The sequence below is a fragment of the Stenotrophomonas genospecies 3 genome (assembly GCF_054473855.1).
In genome coordinates, this window is sequence record NZ_JBTMUR010000005.1 from 141,354 (window position 1) to 159,719 (window position 18,366).

Genomic DNA, 18,366 nt, shown 5'->3' on the forward strand with positions numbered 1-18,366 from the left:
ATCAGCTCCGGCGAACCAGCATCGCTTGGGCGGGGTCGTAGACGTAATCGGTGATGCTCCCGTCTTGGATGCGCTTGACCGCCTCGTCAATCACCGGAAGCGGGACCAAGAACCACTCCCGCGGCTTCACAGGAACTCCCATCCGATCTCGGAGGGTTAGCTCAAGACGCGCAGGCTGGAAGATGCGATGAAAGATGTTCTCAAGGCGAATGGGATTAACGTTGGCGAGCTTGTAAGTCGCGATGACCTCCACCTTTGCCAACATGTAGGTCGACTCCCTCTCCGCGTTAGCAATCCTGGTCTCAACCTTACCCCCGGTAACGCCGATCTTGTGGATCAGCTGCTGATTCTCCTGGACGTATGAATTGCGGGAAAGGCTCCGCAGCACATAGATGGTGCCGTTCACCACGTCGTCCGTTTCCAAAGCATCCCCAAACAGGGGACCGTAATCGTCGTCGGTGATGCGTCGGCCGGTGTCGTCCTTGTAGAGCGCCCGCTGCAAGGAGCGCTCGAGCAAATCGCTCTCGGTGCCGTTGGAGTAGATCACGCGCAGCCTGGCGTTGGATTCCCCATTGGGCGTGCGCACCGGCTCGCCTACCTCGGCGACGTAAGCCATCTGCCCGCCGAGAATGAAGAAGTTGCCCTTCTCCACGCTGGCGTCGCGGCCAAACCGCAGGGTTTTCCGGAGCCCCGACTTGAGATCCCCCTCCACGCGCTCAAAGAGCGGTGCAAAGCGCTCAAAGTCTGCGCAAGGCGTGCGGCTGGCGATGTCTTCCAAGGCCTTGCGCTCTTCATAGGACCGAACGTGACGCAGCTGGGTGATGTCGTCCTCTGCTCCTCCTTCGCTCACACCCAAGTCGGCCAGCAGGGCGTCATCGTCCACCGATTCATCTTGCCCGGTGGCAGCAAGGGTTGGGGCTTCTCGGAGCAATCCGTGCGTATCCAAGGGCATGAGCAATGGATGTGCATCGGCAAGCAACCGCAGGCGGTCCAGGCGCACGGCGAACAGGCGTTCAAAGATGTCGCGCTCCTCTCCATGCTGAGGAGCACGCCCATGCTCATCCACGAACCGGAGGATTTCCTCGAAACCGGCGATCAGCCGTTCTTCCTGGGGCGTTCGGGCAGCGGCCTTGATCGGGGCCAGATCTTGCCCCAGTTCGGCCAATAAGGCCTCGTCTTCGTCCCAATCAGCCATGATCGCTGCCTCGAGCCTCTGCCGCCTTGCGTTGCTGGACGTGCTTGGCCAAGGCCACCACGCCTTCAGCCATCTTGCGCTCCCAAGGGTCTGGCGAGTTGATGTCGGGGGCTCGCTGCTTTTCTGCCTTGAACGCGCGGGCACGCAGGGCCAACGCCTTGGCTTCGTCGTAAGGAATGGCCACGCGCTTGGCTGAAATGCTGGCCTGGACCTGACGGAGAATCTTCTCATCCATGGCCTTGGCTAACACCGCGTAGGCTGCATCGAACGGGTTGATCCGGTCGATGAGGTCAATGTTCAAATCCCGCACATTGACGAACTTCCGCACCCCGTCGATGAGCGAGGTGTTGCCCTGCTCCCCCTGGGCATCGTCTTCCGCCAGACGCTGCTTGGCCTGTTGGGTCACGTTGAGCGCGGCGATGGCGTGCTGACGGATGGCCTCCTGGTCTTCCGCGGTCAGGTCCGGGTATCGGTCACGCACGATCTTGCCGAGCTGAACCTGGGTCAGGTCTTCGGGCAGGGTGTTTTCCTTGTCGAACAGCCCACGTTCCACCGCCGTCTTGTCTTGAATGAAGGTGGTGATCACCTCGTTCAGATCCTCACGGCAGATGCGCGCCGCTTCGGGCGAGGTCGGCATGGCCAGCCCCCCAATCTCCACGTGAACTTGGCCCGTGGTCGGATTGACGCCCACGTTGTGACCGCCCTCTTGGTAGCCGTCGTCGCCGTAGTCAAAGCCGTCCATCTTGCCGGCGTTCTTAGGCGTGAACTCGAACCGCGGGGCCAGGACCTGCTCCATGAGCAAGCTGGCCGCGATGGCTTTCAGGGTGTCGTTGACGGCGTCCACGACCGCGGCCTCGTCGGCAGCGGGTTCGGCGATGAGGTTGGTGAAGCGGGATCGCTCCTTGCCGGGCGCATCGCGGGTCGCGCGGCCGATGATCTGAACGATTTCGGTCAAACTGCTGCGGTAGCCGATGGTCAGCGCGTGTTCGCACCAAATCCAGTCGAACCCTTCCTTGGCCATCCCTAAGGCAATGATGATGTCGACGTGGTCTCGGTCGTCCTTGTGCGCAGGATCCTTCAGCGCCGACAGAACCTTGGTGCGCTGTGCAGCGTCGGTGTCGTCCACCAGGTCGGCAACCTTGAGCACGCGTCCGTCGGCCAGCTCGACCTGATGGAACCCCGTGGCCGGGTCCAATCCCTTCCAGGTGCCCAAGCGGGACATGATTTCCTCGACCTCACGGTGCTTGTCCTTGAGGCTCTCCCGGGCATTGACGTTGGGGATGTGGACGATGGTTTTCAGGCCAGGATCCAGCACCTTCATGATCGCGTCCAGGTAGCGGCCGGTGTAGAAGAAATAGCCGATGTCTAGGGACTTGAGGTAGGTGTAGCCGTTGAGCTGCTCGTAGTAGGTGTAGGTCACCGTTTCAAAGCGTGCCTCGTCCGAGGGCGAGAGCACCGCCACGGTGTCTCCACGGAAGTAGGAACCGGTCATCGCCACCACGTGGACCTGTCCATGCGCGATGAGCTGACCCAGCTGACTGCCCAGCTTGTTGTCCGGGTTGCTGCTGACGTGATGGAACTCGTCGATGGCGATCAAACGGTTGTCGAAGGCCTCGATACCGAACTCGTCCACGGCGAAGCGGAAGGTCGCATGGGTGCAGACCAGCACCCGGTCATCGCTGGACAGAAACTCGCCAACGGCTTTGATTTTGGACTTGGCGACCTTCCCGTTGTCTTCGCCCGGTGCGTTGCACAAGTTCCACTGTGGCCGAACCACCCAATCGCTCCAGAACCCATGCTTGCTCAGCTCTTCGTCGGCAAAGCTGCCCCCGATCGAGCGTTCGGGCACCACGATGAAGGCCTGCTTTAGCCCTTGGTTCTCCAGCTTGTCCAACGCAATGAACATCAGGGCTCGCGACTTTCCCGAGGCCGGAGGCGACTTGATGAGCAGAAACTGCTCGCCCCGCTTGCCGTAGGCTCGCTCCTGCATGGGCCGCATGCCAAGCGCGTTGACCTTGTTCGACTCCCCGGTGCGAGCGGCCGTGATGGAGACGGACGGCACGGTGTGCCGATTGGTCGGATTGGTTTCCATGGTCATTTCGCCCTTCCCCCCTTCTTGGGCTTGGCCGGCGCGGCCGTCATCTTGGTGTAGAGATCGAACAACTTTTCCAGCCGCTCAGTGTCGTTTCGGAATCTGCGACCGATGTAGATTCGATCGATCACATCATCGTTCCGTTCATGAGCTTGGCGCAGATCCTCCGGCATTTGATCAGCGACATACAAATCCGCGATGGTGGATGGATAGTGCGCCTCTCTCGCCAGCAAAATCTCCTGGGCACAGGTCATTAGATCTATTCGATTCTGATCCGTTAACAGCGGAACAGGAAAGCTGTTGTAGCAGACGCCCGATGAGTAGCGAAGATCTGATTTCATTCGCCCCGCAGTCAACGACACCCAGGCAAGATGCATTCGAGAACAAATCAGCGACAACACATACAGCGGCGCATCATAGATAGCCTGGGCAGCGTCCGATATCACAACATCACTACCCACCAGGCCAACCGGAATGTGCGGCCGCTTTTCCGATGAAACACGCGGAACAATTATCGAAGTGGCCTTAGCCGTGATCGTGCGCTCAAAGCGATGTGGCGTATCAACCCCTAATTTGCCCCGCTCGCTACCACCCTCTCTATAGGCGACAATCGCGTCCAACCGCTTCTTGATGAATGGGATCGAGTTCGCCAAAGCCGCCTTATCGTCATCGATCCAAAGGCAATAACGCTCAATTCCATTGATGAACTCCATGGAGCCAAGAATTTTCCTTACGAGAACCGCAGCCTCCGGATGACCTTGGAGTAACTCGTCCTTTTCATTAGAGGTGAGCATGAAGTTACCCAGATCCCGAGGAATATTTCCCGCAACCATCTCAGGCAGACCTGAAATAGACTGCGAGTGCTTTTCCACGATGACATTTGGACCGTTCACCAAATAAGCGTTGATATTCCCAACGACCTGCCGCTGAGAATCCCTGTAAATACATTTGTCACCGACCCGCCGACTCGAAACCCCAACGACCACACAAATTACGTTCGCGTTGTTGCTTGCATTATTGGACCAATAAAAGTCCTTATGGGCGAAAAATATTTCCTGACCCCTAGCAAAAATTTGAGGCCAAATAATGGGAACCTGAACCCCCTGACAAATTGAATTTGTTGATACGAACGCAAATGCCCCGCCCCTTTCGATATATTGAGATGCCTTCCAGAACCATCCGGCAATGTAGTCCATTGCTTTGTGCTTGCTCCTAGGCCCTAGCACAGATTTCAAATCAGCCTTTTGAGAGTCTGTCTGGAACTTATCTCCCACATACGGTGGATTTCCGCAAATGTAGGTTTCTCCACCCTCGTTTTCAAAGTCGATTTCGGACTGATCGGCGGGAGCAGTGAACAAGTCGTCGCCCTGGAGGTTGACCTCGGTTCCTGTCGGCGGGCAAACGGAGAGCCAATCGATGCGCAAGGCGTTGCCGCAGGTGATCCAGTTCTTGCTGTCGAGCGGAAGGACGGTAGCCAACGCCTGCTGCTGCCCGCGGTAAAGCACGTCGCACTGAAACTCGGCAATGATGAGCGCCAGCCGGGCAATCTCGGCGGGGAAGTCGTTGAGTTCAATGCCACGGAAATTGTTGATCGGGATCTCGGATTTCCGGTCCTCCTCGCCGCGCCGCCGGTTGATCTCCGCCTCAATCTTGCGCATTTCCTTGTAGGCGATAACCAGGAAATTGCCGGACCCGCACGCCGGATCGAACACACGGATGTGCGCCATCCGCTTGCGCAGGTTGAGCAGCTTGGCCTTGTTGTCCTCCGCGGATTCCAGATGTGATCTCAGGTCATCCAAGAAGAGCGGGTTCAGCACCTTCAGAATGTTCGGCACGCTGGTGTAGTGCATGCCCAACGATCCGCGCTCCTCCTTGTCGGCCACCGCCTGAATCATCGACCCAAAGATGTCTGGGTTGATCTGGCGCCAGTTCAGTTCACCGATCCGGAGCAGATACGAGCGTGCAGCCCGGGTGAACCGCGGAACTTCTGTGCTGCCTGAGAACAACCCGCCATTGACATAGGGAAATGCCAGCGCCCAACCATGAAGGCCCGCGCTGGGACGATCATCGGATTTCAAGTTCATCGCCGTGAACAGCGTTCCGAGCACGGCGTCTGTGTTCGATCCGTCAGGAGCCGACATCCGGTCCACGGTGCGCGTGAACAAGCTATCGCCGTGGAAAATGTCCGTGTCCTCGGCGAAGAAGCAGAAGATCAGTCGGGCCATGAAGTGATTCATGTCCGATCGCCGCTCGTCGGTGTCCCAGTCCGGGTTGTGGGTCAGCAGCTCCACGTAAAGCTTGTTCAGACGGCCCGTCGCCCGGACATCGATCGGGTTTTCCTTGATCTCCTGAACGGTGGTGATGCCAGCGAAGGGCAGGAAATAGCCAAAGTGCTCGGCCAGCTCGGCATAGGGGCATGCCAAAGGCTCCCCTGTGGCCAGATACTCCGCCTCAAGGGATTCACCGTCGGTGGCAAGGACGAGCTTGATCCGATACGTCGAGTTCTTGGCGCTGGCCTTCAACGCTTCGAACGTCTCACGCACCTTTCCTCGTTCGCACACTGCCAAGTGGATGTGGTTGCGTTGAAGAATGGCCCCTGGAACGTCGGAAAGATTCGTCCCGCCGGACCCGACTTTTCTCAGGCGCTTGAGGGTGACCTCGTTGTTGCCAAACGCCGCCAAGAACTGGAAGGGGAACTCTGCAGAATCAAAGGGAGCCTGGGCCAGCTCATAGATGGCCTCTTCGATTTCCACCGCGTTCATAAGGCCAAGATCCACGACGAAGCCCCGCCGTGACAGGCGCGGCGGAAGGGAGGATGGGAGCAGTCCACGTGGCGTTGAAGCAATGACATCCGGCAACTCTCAAAAGACAGGTCCCAAGTATCGTTCAGCCCCATGGTAGAGGGCCACTTTCGCAGCACCTGCGACGTAGCAAGCCTTTGTTTCCAAAGGCTCTCCCCATCAGCGGCAAGCCACCTCGGCCACCGTTTGCGCAGCCCGAAGGTCCGCAGGCAGCTGGGCCTTGCAGACCCCTTCCACGTCCACCGTCTGGCCGGGGCGCGGCTGCTCCAGGTAGAGCACCCCGTCATAGCCCACCTGGGTGGTCTCGGTCGCCGTCTTGGCCACCATGCCCGCTTCGATGGCCGAGCCAGTGAGGCGGAAGGTTCGTGCGGTCTCGGTCAGGACCGGGAAGGTAAGGTGCATGCCGGCTTGGCGGCCAGCGGTGGCGGTTTGCTCGATCTCGGCCAATTGGGTGCCCAGTGGCAGCGCCCGATCGTCTACGCGAACCTCCGTGGGCACCATCGGGGTCACCTCGCCCACCACCAAGCGGCCCTGGGCGTTGGTCTTCCCCACCAAGCGGCCACCCACCCTCACCGGCACCCCGGCTTGGCCGGGCACGTCCACCACGGCGAAGGATTCGGCCGGACCCAGGAACGTCACGCCCTGGCGTTCCAGGTGGACGGCACCGGTCATCGAACCGGAAGTCCAGGTGCCGTTGGGCCCTTGCTCGGCGTTGATCTGGGCCCACCCTGCCCGGGTGGTCCAGTTGGCGTTGGCCCGGGCGGTCTGGCCAGCCGCTCCCTCGTCCACCGAGGCAGACAAGCCGACCGGGGTTCCCAACACCGTGGGACGGGCGCGTCCTTGGACGGCCCAGGCGGTGGCATCGGGGGCTTGCCGGGCCCTAACGCTCACGCCCTTGCCCCGGCCGAAATCGTAGCTATAGCCCACCTCCACCCGGGTTTCCTTGCGCTCCAGATCCCGCAAGGCGGAGACGGCCACGGTGTGCCCGTTGCCACGCCAGGTCAGTCCGGCGTCGGCGTAAGCGGTGCGAAAGCGCGGCGTGCGCACGTCCGAATAGCTGGCCCGAAGGGACCACTGGGGCGTGGGCCGCCAGAAGACCGAGCCTCGGGTGCGCTGCTCCACCTCCACCGCATTGGAGGCGCGCAGGCGCCAGTAGTCCTGTTGGCGCTCGTGCTCCAGGCGCACGCCAAACCCCGGGCCGCGGTAGTCGTAAGCCATGGCCTGCCGTTGGCCGCCTTGGGTTGACGTGCCCACTTCCAGATCCAGCGTGCCGTAGGTGCCAAGCACCGTGGTGGCCCCCAACGCCACGTTGGCCTTACCGTTCGATGAGGTTTGGGCGGTGCCGCGCAGGCTCCACCGGTCATTGAGGCCCCAAGCCACCGACCCGGTCGCGCCCAATGCCTCGTAATTGCTCTCCCCTTGCCGCACCCGGCCGGCGGCGACTTCCCAGGTGGTGAGCCCTTTGCGCAGCAACGTGGGGGCAACGTAGAAACGCTGATCGCTCACCACCGTTTCGCGGCCGTAGGGGTCTCGCACCACCACTTGGGCTTGCTGCGCACCGGCGCCCAAGGCGCTGCCATCGGCCGTGAACGGCCCCTTCCCCACCTGGCCCTGCAGCACACGGGCGCGGTTGGCCAGGACTTCGACCGTGGCCGGATCGAGCGCCACGCCACCGAGCATCGGGACGGGATAGGTGGGCGTCAACGGGTCCAACGCCCGCGGGTCCTTGGCCACGCGCACCCCGCCCAGGTTGACCGGAGAGGACGACGGACCAGCGAACACATCGCCGGCCTGGTAAGTCACCAAGCGGTTGGGATCGTCTTTCTGCCAGCGCGTCACGCCGCGAACGTAGCCGGTGCCCGACGCGTCGGTGTTGACCTGCCCGCTGGTGCTGACAACGCCCCAACGGCCCGCCTTGCGGACTTCGTGCCCCAAGGAGAGCGCCTGCTGTTGCTCGGACACCATGCCCGCCACGCTGTAGTTCACCAGCACCCCGGGAGCGGGCGGCGCGATGGGGCCGCGCTCGGCGCGGACACGGGCCACGCGCTGGGCTTTGAGCCGGTCTGCCGGCAAGTCCAGAGCGACCGTGGCGCTGGCCTCGTCCACGGCAAAGCCCACGCCCAGCGCCTGGGCGCTCATCGGATCCGTTTGACCCGGTGGAAGCTGGAGTCCGACCTCGCGCCACGTGGCCGGCTCGGCGAACCACTGACCGCCTTGCTGCCAGAACGTGAGCGGATCCGCCTTGGCCTTGCCGCCGATCACCGGCACCAGGAACGCGGGTGCCACGCCTTCGGGCACCGCTGCGCTGGCCGACGATGCAGCCAGCAACAACAACGCCAAGGCGTGGCCACGCATGGATCACCGCCCCACAGGGACGGTGACGGGCTGGCCGTTGACGGTGATTGAAAGGTTTTCAGCGCGCTGCCCGGGCTGGGCCTCGTAGGTCATTGAGGCCCCCGGCAGGGTCCAACCCAACGCACCCTCGCGCCACGGCTTGCCACCAGCCGGGCCGATGGACGACACGCGGGCGGCGGTCTGGCCGTGGTTGGTCAGCCGGTAGCCCTTGGGCACCGCCTGGACGGTCACCTGGGGGATGGGTGCATTGGTTGCTTCAAAGGCCACGGGCAAGTCCTGGTTGACCAGCAACTGGACGCCTTGGACGTTGGGAGCCCTGAGCTGCATTAGCAGGACGCGGTAGTAGCGCCGCTCGCCCAGCGCGCCCACCCTCATCAACCGGGCGGTGCGCTTGGATTGGGGCGGGACGTCCACGAAGGTCGGCGCCCCCACGATCTCCGTGGTGGGTGAAAACACGTTCTGCCCCGTGGCCTGATCCCACCCCATCGCTTTCACCTGGTAACGCACCGAGGCGTCGCCGCTGTTGTGCAGCGTCACGGCGACGTGCTTGGCCGATGTATCGCCCATCAGGATGGTGGGGCCAACGGAGATGGAACCGGCGGACGCCGAAAAGGACAGCAAGGACGCGGCGGCCACGGCCAAAAAACGTTGGGAATGGGTCATGGGGTCTCCTTTGGGGGTGTCTCCATTCAAGCTAGATCGGAATACCATTCCGTCAACCCATACCTACTCATCGTTTCGGAAACAAAAAGCCCCCGGGGCAAGCCGGGGGCGTCGGGACAACCGATGGGGATCAGTTGTAAGCGGCGGTGACGGTGACCGTGTCGGTGTAGTTGCCGCCCACGGCCTGCTTGAGGGCCAGGAAGCGCACCGCGTAGTTGTAGCTCTGGACGGTGCCGTCGCCAACGCCGGTGAACGCGTCGGTGTCATCCCCCCAGACTTGGCTTCCCTGCGGGTCCTTGAAGAAGCCGTAGGGGATGTAAGCCCCGGCGCCGTTGGTCACAGCCCGGTAGGTCTCATACCCGGACAGCAGGCCGAAGTTCTGCCCTTGGCCCGGCGAAATGGAGTAAGTCGTGCCCGCGTTGCACACGATGCTCAGCCCGGAGGTGCGGGCGGCAGCTTCAGAGATTCCCGACCAGTCCATGCCTTCGATGGAGGTCACGGACAGCTGGCAGGTGTTGGTCAAGGTGCCCTGAATCGTCAGGTCCGCGGTGGTGTCGGCGGCGAACGCGGGCACTGCCAGCGAAGCCAGGGCGATGGGCAGAAGGGCGCGAAGGAAGGTCTTGCGTGTCATGGGTATCGTCTCCTTGAGAGGGATTGAGTGGGGATGAGTAGCCCCAGAAAGGGCCATCCCCTTACCGATACCTCGAATCTGAAAACGCGCAAGGGGGCCCATTGCTACCTAGCCGCCTTTGCCTCGTTAGTCTTCGGTGATAGAAGGACTTTTATCTGACGCGCCTCGCTCATCTAGGAATGCCCTCCACTCGTCGGTCTTGACGACTTTCGCTACCGCCTCTTTAGTAGCGGCTTCCCAGTCGACTCCAGACCCAATACGAAAGGGCCTCATAAAGGAGCGTATCCAAGAATGACCGGCTGAAAACTCCCCAGCCTTTTGTTGAACGTTGTGACAATTTTTCATGGCTTGTCGCCCCTTGATTAACCAGCGGACCGCGCCGGATACGGGTTCGGGTGGACTGCCCCCGAACTGGGCTGGGTAGATCTGGATGCGCACTAAAGTGGGCCAGGCGGGGCCCATTGAGCCAGCGGTCAGAGCCTGGCTCGTTTGCCACCGGCGGCTGACTGTTGCCATACCCGATCCAGCTCACGAGCCCGGTGCTGAGCCATTGCCTCCTGAATCATGCGCTGAAGGACGAACGCAAAAGCGTCGGTCACAAAAACGCCCACGCCGATCCCGCAATCATCCGGCAAGCTGGAAATCTGTTTTATCGATGGCTGGTGAATGACCTCGTCGAGCTCAGGGGGCAACGGGTCCACGAACGTGTCAATGAACGCCCTCACCTCGGTTTCGGCTGCTTTGCAAAGGTCGGCGTCAGTGAGCAGCGCCCGCAAGTCGGCAAGCGTGGGAAGCCACACCGTATTGAAGAGCGGGCCACCCACCGAGGGACTGACGAAATGGATGCCGTGAAGCACGGATGCCCTCTCACTCTTTCCGAGCTCTCCGTCTCCCCAATAACCGTTCATCGGAGGAGTCACGTCACCCATCATTAGCCAGTTCTGCGCGCCGCCCCTGCTCTTCTCGCCAGCACTTGAGCAGGTGTTTGTAACCGGGCTTGGCTTGGGGGACGTGGAAGGATCGTCCGTAAGTGTTGGCCTTCCCGCCGTTGTGGAGCTCGACGGCATGAACCGCGGTCCAAGTGGTCGCCCAGCCCAGGCTGTCGTCCTCTTCAAAGCTGACGGGCTCCAAGGAGACCGCTGCATAATTTTCAATCAAGCCGGGATTCAATCCCAACGCGATCATCTTGGTTTCGTTGGTTGTGACGGTTGCGCTCATGTGACACCTCTTGGCTTGGTCGGCGGCATTGCCTACCCCTTAATTCAAGGTAGATCGCCCTGGAAATTTGTCCACGGCCTTAGTGGACAAAATCTTGACTAAAAGCAAAAAATGCGGCGCTAAGGCCGCAGTTTTTCCTAACATCACTTATCGCGCCGAAGGCGTTGGTGCTTTCCATCCATGCGGATGCTTTTTCAGATGCCGGCGCGCAGCGGCCGCCGGCGGCTTCCGCCGCAGGTCTTTGCTTTAAAGGGGGTGGTCACACCCACCCTCGTGAAGCCATCGACACGTGCGAGGTGCCCGCGATCACAAGGTGATCCAGCACTCGAATGTCGAAAAGGGCAAGGGCCTGCTTGAGGCGGTCGGTGATGGCGCGGTCGGCAACGCTGGGCTCGGGGTTTCCGCTGGGGTGGTTGTGAAAGAAGATGACCGCGGCGGCGTTGTGGTCCAACGCCTTCTTGGCGACGATGCGTGGATGGACTTCGCACCCATCGATGGTGCCTTGAAAGAGGTGCTCGGTGGCAAGGATGCGGTGGCGGGCGTCCAGGAACACCGTGCCAAACACTTCGTGATCCAGGTGCGCGCAGCGGGCAGTGAGGTAGTTGCTGGCACTGGAGGGGTCGGTGATGGCCTCGTGGCGCTGCAGGCGACGCTCCAAGATGTGCGAGGCGGCCAAGAGGATGCCCTCATCGTCCATGGCCAGCTGGTATTGGGCCCGAATGTCGTTGGCTCGCTTCACTTGCTTTCTCCACCGGCGCGGGATTAGCGACGGGCGGGCGTGGTGTCTGCGGCGGAGGCGGTCAGTGGGAGCAGGCCGACAAGGGCCAGAGAAAGAACCAAGACGCGCATGAGGCCTCCTTTCATGAATGGGTTGCACTACCCATAACAAAAGGTTTGGTTTGCGCAACGGGATCTAGAAAAGAAAAAGGCGGCTTTCGCCGCCTTTCCCTTGGGCTTAGAAGCGCGCTCGCAAGCGAGGGGCTTCCTGGGTTTGGCTGTCCTGCCCGTGGGCCTTCATGGCCGCACCAACCTGGCGTTTGGCATCGGCCCCAAACCCGCCTTCCGGTGGCTTCCAAGCGTTGGCGGGCGGGAGCAGGCTGACCAGGAGCTTGGCCCTCTCTTGAGCCCGCAAGTCGTTGAAAAATGGCTTGCCGCTGTTGATCGGCGCTTCGCCCTTTTGGTTTTGGATGTGGGGATCTGCGCCCGCCTCAATCAGCGCACTCCAGACAGTGGCATCGCGGCGCGCATGAAGAGAGGTATTCCCGTTGTTGTCTTGGGCGTTCATATCCGCCCCTGCCTTGGCGAGCGCTTCAATCGTCTCTGGAAAAATCGCACGGTGGATCGGCGCCTGGCCGTCCATTCGCCGTGCAATGACGTCTGCGCCTGCACGGGTGAGCAAGGCCACCGCCTCGGGGTCCCTGGCTATATGCAGCGGTTGATTCCCCTGGTCATCGCTCGCCGCGGGATCAAGGCCTGCTTTCAGAAGTTCCTTAAGCGCGCCCGTGTTCGCCTCGAAGAGAGGGGTTCGCCCTCGGTTATCCCGGGCTAGGATGTCTGCCCCGGCCGCAATCAAGGCGCGGGCCTCCGTCTGCCCGGTTGCTCGGAAGAGAGGGGTTTGCCCTTCATTATTCCTCGCGCTGACATCCGCTCCCGCCTTCAGCAACGCTTTGAGACTGTCGTTGTGTGCGCCAAACAACGGGGTGTTCCCTTGGGTGTCGCGAGCGTTGATGTCAGCGCCAGCCTTCACGAGCTCCCTTAAAGCCCCTTCGCTCGCTCCGAAAAGGGGCGTTTTCCCTCGGTTATCGCGCGCATGAATGTCTGCCCCGGCCGCAATCAACGCCCTGGCATCCCCTTGCCCTCTCGCGTTAAAAAGCGGTGTTTCCCCTTGGTTATTCTGCGCATTGATGTCTGCCCCGGCCTTGATCAGTTCAATCACGGCTCCCTCGCTTGTCACAGAATGAAGCGGCGTATTTCCAAGGCCATCCCTCGCTTCGATGTCAGCCCCAGCATCCAACAGCCTCCGAACTTCGCGCGGGTGATGCGCATCATGAAGTGGCGTTTGATCCAGCCAATCTTCATCCCTTGCGTTCACATCAGCGGGGATTTTGGTAAGCCCGATTTGCTTCAGAAGAACGTCTTTGAGATTCGAAATGTTCAACCCACACCTCCACAATAGTATTTTGACCTCCCACCATTAGCAGAAAATCAGAACCTCGCAAGGGAATTAAATAGAAGAAGACGGCTCTTGCCGCCTTTCTTTTTCCATGTCAAAACCGTTGTCGGATTCGAGGCTTCTGGCTTCCCTTTCCTCACCCTGGGCTTTCATGGCCGCACCGACTTGACGTTTGGCGTCGGCCCCAAATCCGCCTTCCGGTGGCTTCCAAGCATTGGCAGCGGGAAGGAGCTCGTCAAAAAGCTTGGATCGGTTGTGGGCACGAATGACCTGATCGGATTGATCATTACCTGGCCGCCCCAGAAGATCCGTGGGCGTTGTTCCTTCTAAATCGGGATCCTGAGGCGTGCGTCCAGCCTTGAGCAGGTCACCGGCCCATTCTGCATCGCCGCATGCAACAACGAAGTGGAGCGGATACTCGGTCGCGGCCGTCAGGAAGGCCTCGTAGTCTTGCCGCTGTCGATGCGGGCGTCCTCCTTCCACTCATCTTAATTTGTCTCGTCGTCCCAATGCTCGTCAAAAGCGGCCTGGCGGAGCTCGTCGGGTAATCCCCCCATTTTTAGCAGCGGCCAAAAGTAGAAATAGGGATGGTCTGATCAATTCACACTGAGTCGTGGGTTTTCAGCGCCGGAGTCATCCTGGGCCTTCAGACGCGGCGGACTGCCATGTTTTCCGCTCTCGAAGTGCCCTTGCGGGCACCTCAAGACGGAGTTACCCCTGTGCCGCCAACAGCTTCCGGCGCACCATCCACAGGTTGGACAGCGCGAACAGGGTGAGCACCTGTGCCGTGTTCTTGATCAAGCCGAGATAGCGCACCTTGGTGTAGCCGAACTGCCGCTTGATCACCCGGAACGGATGCTCGACCTTCGCGCGCAGACTAGCCTTGCAGCGCTCCCAGCGCTCAACCTGTTCGAGCTCACGCGCGTTGCCAATGGGGAATTCAACCGGAGGATTGAAGAACGGGCTTGAAGGCTTGAGGATGAGCTACCTGGACCCGCAAACCGTCACGAGACCCCGATGGACTACCCTGACCTTGCCCCCCTGGAGGAAATCTCCGGTCCGTTCGCCGTTCTTTCGAAGGGCCCAAAATTCATCGCCGCCTGGCTTGCCAAGCGCACTGAGGAGCGCTACCGGGAGTTCACCCGTGCCGCGCTTGAGGGTCAGGTGTTCCCCGAGAACGCGGAGGCCATGACCTCGGAAGATTTTCTGGCCATGCTGCGGGCATTGGAGATGGACATCGAGGCCGAGAAGGCCACCGTCTATGGCCGCCTTGCCTGTTCAATCGCTACCGGCAGAACCGCAGGCCATCTCAAGCGCCACTTCATTAAGGCGCTGAGCGACCTGTCGTTTGGCCAGGTCGATCTTCTGCGACGCGCTTTAATCACCGAGCGTCACCACGTGTTTCCTGGCACCGGCGGGGGTAACCTGGACCCAAAAGAATTCCTTGGACTGCAGTCGAAAAGCAGCATCAATCGCCAGACCTTTGAACGCTGGGGCCTGATCGAAGAGAAAGGACTGAGCCTCGCAGGCCGACGGTTCGTGGAGGCTTGTTTTACCAGCGATGAGTTGGCGCCCTCCTCAGTGGGCTTTCAGGAATGGGCCAAGGGTCGCATCCACATCGTTTGCAACGAGATGGGCGCGCCGAGCTGCCACAGCGTCCTGGTCCAACTGACCGAAGATGGGCACCGCCGGGCCATCCATGTCCACAACAGCGCAGCACTTCGGGGACGCTCCAACCGCCTGCTGACACCCGGCCCCGTCATGGTGGTCCTTCTCACCGATAAACCCCAGCGTCTCGCCGACGAATGGACCACGGTGGAAGACACCATCCGAGGAAGAGTCCTGGCCGTGGTGGCCACGACCGATCCGAATGCGCCGTTGCCCGTCGCCATGACGGGCTTGGAACGCATAGATGCGTCACCGGACCGTGCCGCAGAAGCCGTGACGGCGATACTGGAGCGCTTTGAAGCAAAAGGGTTACGGGGCACCTGAGACCGCGATGTTAAACCCGATTCGACCGGTCATTGGAAGTGGCCGCCAACTTTATGGCGGCCAACGAGCACTACTTACAGACCAAACGAGGCTTCACGGACAGCGACTTGCATGCCGGACAGAAGAGCCCCAAGTTGATCTTCCGCTGAAAGTGATGACTGCACTTCTCGCAAACAAAAAGGTAAGGCGCCCCTGGAACGAAGCCGGGCATCACTTTCCTTCCTTGCGCTTGAAAATGACCTTTCCGCCAGCCTCGTATTCCACATCGTAGCCTTTGTAGATTGCGAGGATCAAAGAGAGACCAAGGCTTGCGGCGGTGATGATGCCGATGATCTCGACTCCAGTGACTGTCGCGACCGCCCCCAGGCTGAGCGTGCTGAGCCCAGCCGTTACTGGAGCGAGCCCAACTGCAGCAACGATTGCTGCAACACCGACGGCACCAAGCTTGGCGAACTTGCGCGTCTTCTTCAGGTCGTCTGCCAACTTGCCCACAACCACAATCTGCTGCGCCTTTGCATTCTTGGCCGCTTCCAGCTCATCCCGCGTCCTTACTGTCACGCTTGCCATAACGCCCCCTGTTGTTAGCAATACCAGTGATGGATACCCTGGGCAGGATAGCCGAAGGGAACACCGTGTTCCTAGCAGCAATGATGGTGCCCAACTGTCTCTCCAGCTGAGACACGAACTCAACGCATCCGCTGCCACGGGTCGTCCTTGGGAGCCTCCACCGTAACCTCGGCAACGTCGTCTTCAGCGCGCCATGCCTTCCCTTCGAGCACCATGGTGGGACCCCTGGAACGTGCGATGGCGGCCTCTTTGGCGGTCGGCGGGTTCCATGACCGATGCTCCTCTAGGTAGCGCTCCGTGGACGGCCTCAACGGCAGGCCACCGCTCGGCAATGGCAACGTCCGATCATGGCGTTCGTCTTGCTGACGGGCATAGGCGACTTGCTCGGGCTCCCCAAGCGCCTCTCGGTGGGCATCCAGCAAGCGATCGACAGCGTCCACGTCCCCGCGGGCATGGAGCGATTCGGTGTAAAGCGCTTGAAGCAACGGGTCACGCTCTTCGTGAATCTCTTCGCCTGTGTCTTCGCCTTGGAACAGCCCATCGTGGCGTGGGCGGGCGTCGACGGGGTCTGGGCGCAACCGACCGTGACTCGTTCTCATGCCCGCCTCCGCGCCAGCCCGCTGCCGTGAAGCAGCCCGCATGCGATCGAATAAACGACAAGAGCCAGCGTGGATGACAGGTATAGGTTGGAAGGATCCAACCAGACTTGGCTCACCACGTGCTGTAGCTGGTAAGCCAGCAGTGCCAAGCACGCGTAGAACACGGCCAAATGCCACATCAACGCAACCACGGATGGGGCGTCCTCTTGGCCGGCTTGGAACGCCTCCCAGCCCCTGCGTGCGCTGCGGGCTTTGGACGCGCACAGCCACGCGATTCCGAAGGTGATCGCAAACATGGCGAGCTCAAACAGCACGACCACCAGAATAACGGTCATGGGATCCTCTTCTGGGTTGGGAGCAGGCCATGGGCCTGCAGGTAAGCGTGGACTGCCTGTCGGGTCACGCCCAGGCGCTTGGCAATTGCAGGGCCGTTGTTCCCCTGCTCCAGGAGGCGCACCACCAGAGCGTGTTGGTCAGCCAGTGGGCGCCGGGGCTTTTGACGCAACCCCAGGTGGGCCAGATCGGCGCTCACCACGGGCGATGGAACGCCCAGGGCTTGGGCGATGGCGGCGCGGCCGTGTCCCTCTCGGACCATCCGGGCGACTTCGGAGCGGCGGTGGGCAACGGATGGCCGCTTCATGAGCTCAACCAGAAGCCCGCAAGCCGTGCCTTCGCAATACACGCCTCCACCAACGTGTTCGCTTTTGTGCATCCTTACGGCCCCACGCGCACGCGAGCGCTGTTATTGTCCGACCGGGCATTGATGCCAATGGCACAAGGGCTTCCGCACGAATAATCGCCAATGCGCACCGGCGAAGCATCAAGCGGCACCACCCGGGTCTTCTTACCCTTCCCCACCAAGAAGACCCGATCACCTTCGCGCACATCCACATCGGCGTCTTGGACCACCGCGAGGACGCGCTGGCGGCGATCGGACAGATCGCGCACGTAGATCTCCACTGCGGTGCGGCCGCTGAGGCCCTTTTGAACCGCGGTTCCGGCAACCGCACCGATGACGCCACCGGCCACCCGGGCTGCATTGCGGTAGTCCCGGCTCTTGACCTGGTTCGCAGCCCCATAACCAACGGCCGCCCCGATGGCAGAACCAGCGTTGAGCCGCTGGTCGGACTTCAGTTGGACCGTGCGGACCATCAGGACTTCGCCCAAACGGGCGTCTTGGACGGACAGGGCTTCGGACGAACCGTAACGGCGAGCGGAGGTGGAATCGGCAGCAAAGGCGGCCGGAGCAGACAACGCCAGCGCAAGGGCCAGAACAATGGTTTTCAAGGCGCACCTCCATTTCATGAGTAGGTTCCCCTATTCATAGATCGATTCTGGAAATGCGCAAGGGGTCGCTCTTGTTCGTGAGCGTCGCCCATTGAAAACTGGCTTGATCTTCAACTCTTTTCGCCGGCAGTAGTCGCAGAGCCCTTGCCTGCTCACCCCAAGGTGCCTTGCAATCTTGCCAAGTGAATGCCCTTCATCGATCAAGCCTTGCAAGCGCTCCGGGCCGCAGATGCTGGGCAAGAGCCCACGCAGGTTCTCTGGGATGGGACGAGAAGGCCCCGGACGCACCCAGCCCAACTTCTTTGCCGCATAAATCAGCCGTCCCGACGTCACTCCAAGAATGCATGCCATTTCCTTCATGCTTTTTCCCTGCGCAATCCATACCTCGAATTCCGCCAAACTGATTTCGACCGCCCCCCTGAAGTTTTTCTTTAACGATCCGGCCGCTTTTTTGTCGGACTCGATCGAGTCACGACTGACATCAAACGTTTCTGCTATCGCACGCGCACTGAGCCCTTGAGCCACCAAGGATGGAACGATCGCCCTTCTGTGGGCCAACTCATCCGCCGATGAGCGATAACGGACTTTCAGCCCGACCGCTCTGCGCCCCTTTCTCGGAAATCCCGTTGCCCGAAGGTCAACGTGAATGGTCATCACCGACCTATTAAAGAACGTCGCTATTTCCCGAGCTGATCTGCCTTCTTCGGCCATCCGAACGACTTCGTTTCTCCTCTGCTGGATGTTCATTCAACCTCCTTTCGTATGCGATACCACCCACTGATAAAGGAGAATC

The 18,366-nt window shown here is 60.8% G+C and carries 17 protein-coding genes and 1 pseudogene; 2 read left to right on the forward strand and 16 right to left on the reverse strand.

The window, feature by feature from the left end; genetic code table 11:
* Position 1 precedes the first annotated feature (1 nt).
* The 12 genes and pseudogenes from ACX9OT_RS08785 to ACX9OT_RS08840 form a co-directional block, all read right to left on the reverse strand.
* A complete protein-coding gene (locus tag ACX9OT_RS08785; protein ID WP_049429062.1) occupies positions 2–1,195 on the reverse strand; it encodes a GIY-YIG nuclease family protein in 1,194 nt (397 codons plus the stop codon).
* Entirely contained in the window at positions 1,188–3,293 is a 2,106-nt protein-coding gene (locus ACX9OT_RS08790; RefSeq protein ID WP_188348070.1) for a DEAD/DEAH box helicase, read from the reverse strand. Before ACX9OT_RS08790 ends, ACX9OT_RS08785 begins: the two co-directional genes overlap by 8 nt.
* Positions 3,290–6,049, reverse strand: coding sequence for a DNA methyltransferase (locus ACX9OT_RS08795; RefSeq protein ID WP_110712759.1), 2,760 nt, complete (start codon positions 6,047–6,049; stop codon positions 3,290–3,292). The genes ACX9OT_RS08790 and ACX9OT_RS08795 overlap by 4 nt, the downstream gene beginning before the upstream one ends.
* Positions 6,050–6,247: 198 nt before the next feature.
* Positions 6,248–8,443, reverse strand: a complete 2,196-nt coding sequence (locus ACX9OT_RS08800) for a fimbria/pilus outer membrane usher protein (protein ID WP_049463717.1) — start codon at positions 8,441–8,443, stop codon at positions 6,248–6,250.
* A gap of 3 nt (positions 8,444–8,446) precedes the next feature.
* Positions 8,447–9,106: a fimbrial biogenesis chaperone gene (locus tag ACX9OT_RS08805; RefSeq protein WP_049460832.1), complete on the reverse strand. Its 660-nt coding sequence runs from the start codon at positions 9,104–9,106 to the stop codon at positions 8,447–8,449.
* Positions 9,107–9,236: 130 nt separating this feature from the next.
* Positions 9,237–9,737 carry a Csu type fimbrial protein gene (locus ACX9OT_RS08810; RefSeq protein WP_049460831.1) on the reverse strand — a complete coding sequence of 167 codons (501 nt, stop codon included), beginning with the start codon at positions 9,735–9,737 and terminating at the stop codon, positions 9,237–9,239.
* 473 nt (positions 9,738–10,210) lie between these two features.
* Positions 10,211–10,666, reverse strand: coding sequence for a hypothetical protein (locus tag ACX9OT_RS08815; protein ID WP_149908584.1), 456 nt, complete (start codon positions 10,664–10,666; stop codon positions 10,211–10,213).
* Positions 10,659–10,955: a hypothetical protein gene (locus ACX9OT_RS08820; protein WP_049460827.1), complete on the reverse strand. Its 297-nt coding sequence runs from the start codon at positions 10,953–10,955 to the stop codon at positions 10,659–10,661. Before ACX9OT_RS08820 ends, ACX9OT_RS08815 begins: the two co-directional genes overlap by 8 nt.
* 259 nt (positions 10,956–11,214) lie before the next feature.
* A complete protein-coding gene (locus ACX9OT_RS08825; protein ID WP_006375809.1) occupies positions 11,215–11,694 on the reverse strand; it encodes a JAB domain-containing protein in 480 nt (159 codons plus the stop codon).
* 216 nt (positions 11,695–11,910) lie between these two features.
* Positions 11,911–13,113: an ankyrin repeat domain-containing protein gene (locus tag ACX9OT_RS08830; RefSeq protein WP_459001729.1), complete on the reverse strand. Its 1,203-nt coding sequence runs from the start codon at positions 13,111–13,113 to the stop codon at positions 11,911–11,913.
* A 66-nt stretch (positions 13,114–13,179) separates the two neighbouring features.
* Entirely contained in the window at positions 13,180–13,611 is a 432-nt protein-coding gene (locus tag ACX9OT_RS08835) for a hypothetical protein (RefSeq protein ID WP_459001730.1), read from the reverse strand.
* 228 nt (positions 13,612–13,839) lie between these two features.
* A pseudogene (locus tag ACX9OT_RS08840) lies at positions 13,840–14,061 on the reverse strand (transposase); the annotation flags it as partial.
* A gap of 84 nt (positions 14,062–14,145) precedes the next feature.
* Between ACX9OT_RS08840 and ACX9OT_RS08845 the strand changes: the two are divergent.
* Positions 14,146–15,120 (forward strand): hypothetical protein, encoded by a 975-nt coding sequence (locus ACX9OT_RS08845; protein WP_049460824.1) that lies wholly within the window; start codon positions 14,146–14,148, stop codon positions 15,118–15,120.
* A 210-nt stretch (positions 15,121–15,330) separates the two neighbouring features.
* On the opposite strand, the gene ACX9OT_RS08850 is transcribed toward ACX9OT_RS08845, so the two are convergent.
* The gene (locus ACX9OT_RS08850; RefSeq protein WP_006375896.1) at positions 15,331–15,687 is read right to left on the reverse strand and encodes a hypothetical protein; all 357 of its coding nucleotides are present in this window, start codon (positions 15,685–15,687) and stop codon (positions 15,331–15,333) included.
* 347 nt (positions 15,688–16,034) lie between these two features.
* On the opposite strand from ACX9OT_RS08850, the gene ACX9OT_RS08855 reads away from it, so the two are divergent.
* Positions 16,035–16,316, forward strand: a complete 282-nt coding sequence (locus tag ACX9OT_RS08855; RefSeq protein ID WP_046431413.1) for a hypothetical protein — start codon at positions 16,035–16,037, stop codon at positions 16,314–16,316.
* On the opposite strand, the gene ACX9OT_RS08860 is transcribed toward ACX9OT_RS08855, so the two are convergent.
* The 3 genes from ACX9OT_RS08860 to ACX9OT_RS08870 all read right to left on the reverse strand — a co-directional run bounded on the left by ACX9OT_RS08860 (position 16,283) and on the right by ACX9OT_RS08870 (position 18,320).
* A complete protein-coding gene (locus ACX9OT_RS08860; protein ID WP_032971199.1) occupies positions 16,283–16,621 on the reverse strand; it encodes a hypothetical protein in 339 nt (112 codons plus the stop codon). The genes ACX9OT_RS08855 and ACX9OT_RS08860 overlap by 34 nt on opposite strands.
* 379 nt (positions 16,622–17,000) lie before the next feature.
* Positions 17,001–17,573, reverse strand: coding sequence for an outer membrane lipoprotein (locus ACX9OT_RS08865; RefSeq protein WP_049460817.1), 573 nt, complete (start codon positions 17,571–17,573; stop codon positions 17,001–17,003).
* A 30-nt stretch (positions 17,574–17,603) separates the two neighbouring features.
* Positions 17,604–18,320, reverse strand: coding sequence for a hypothetical protein (locus tag ACX9OT_RS08870; RefSeq protein WP_459001733.1), 717 nt, complete (start codon positions 18,318–18,320; stop codon positions 17,604–17,606).
* Positions 18,321–18,366: the final 46 nt, after the last annotated feature.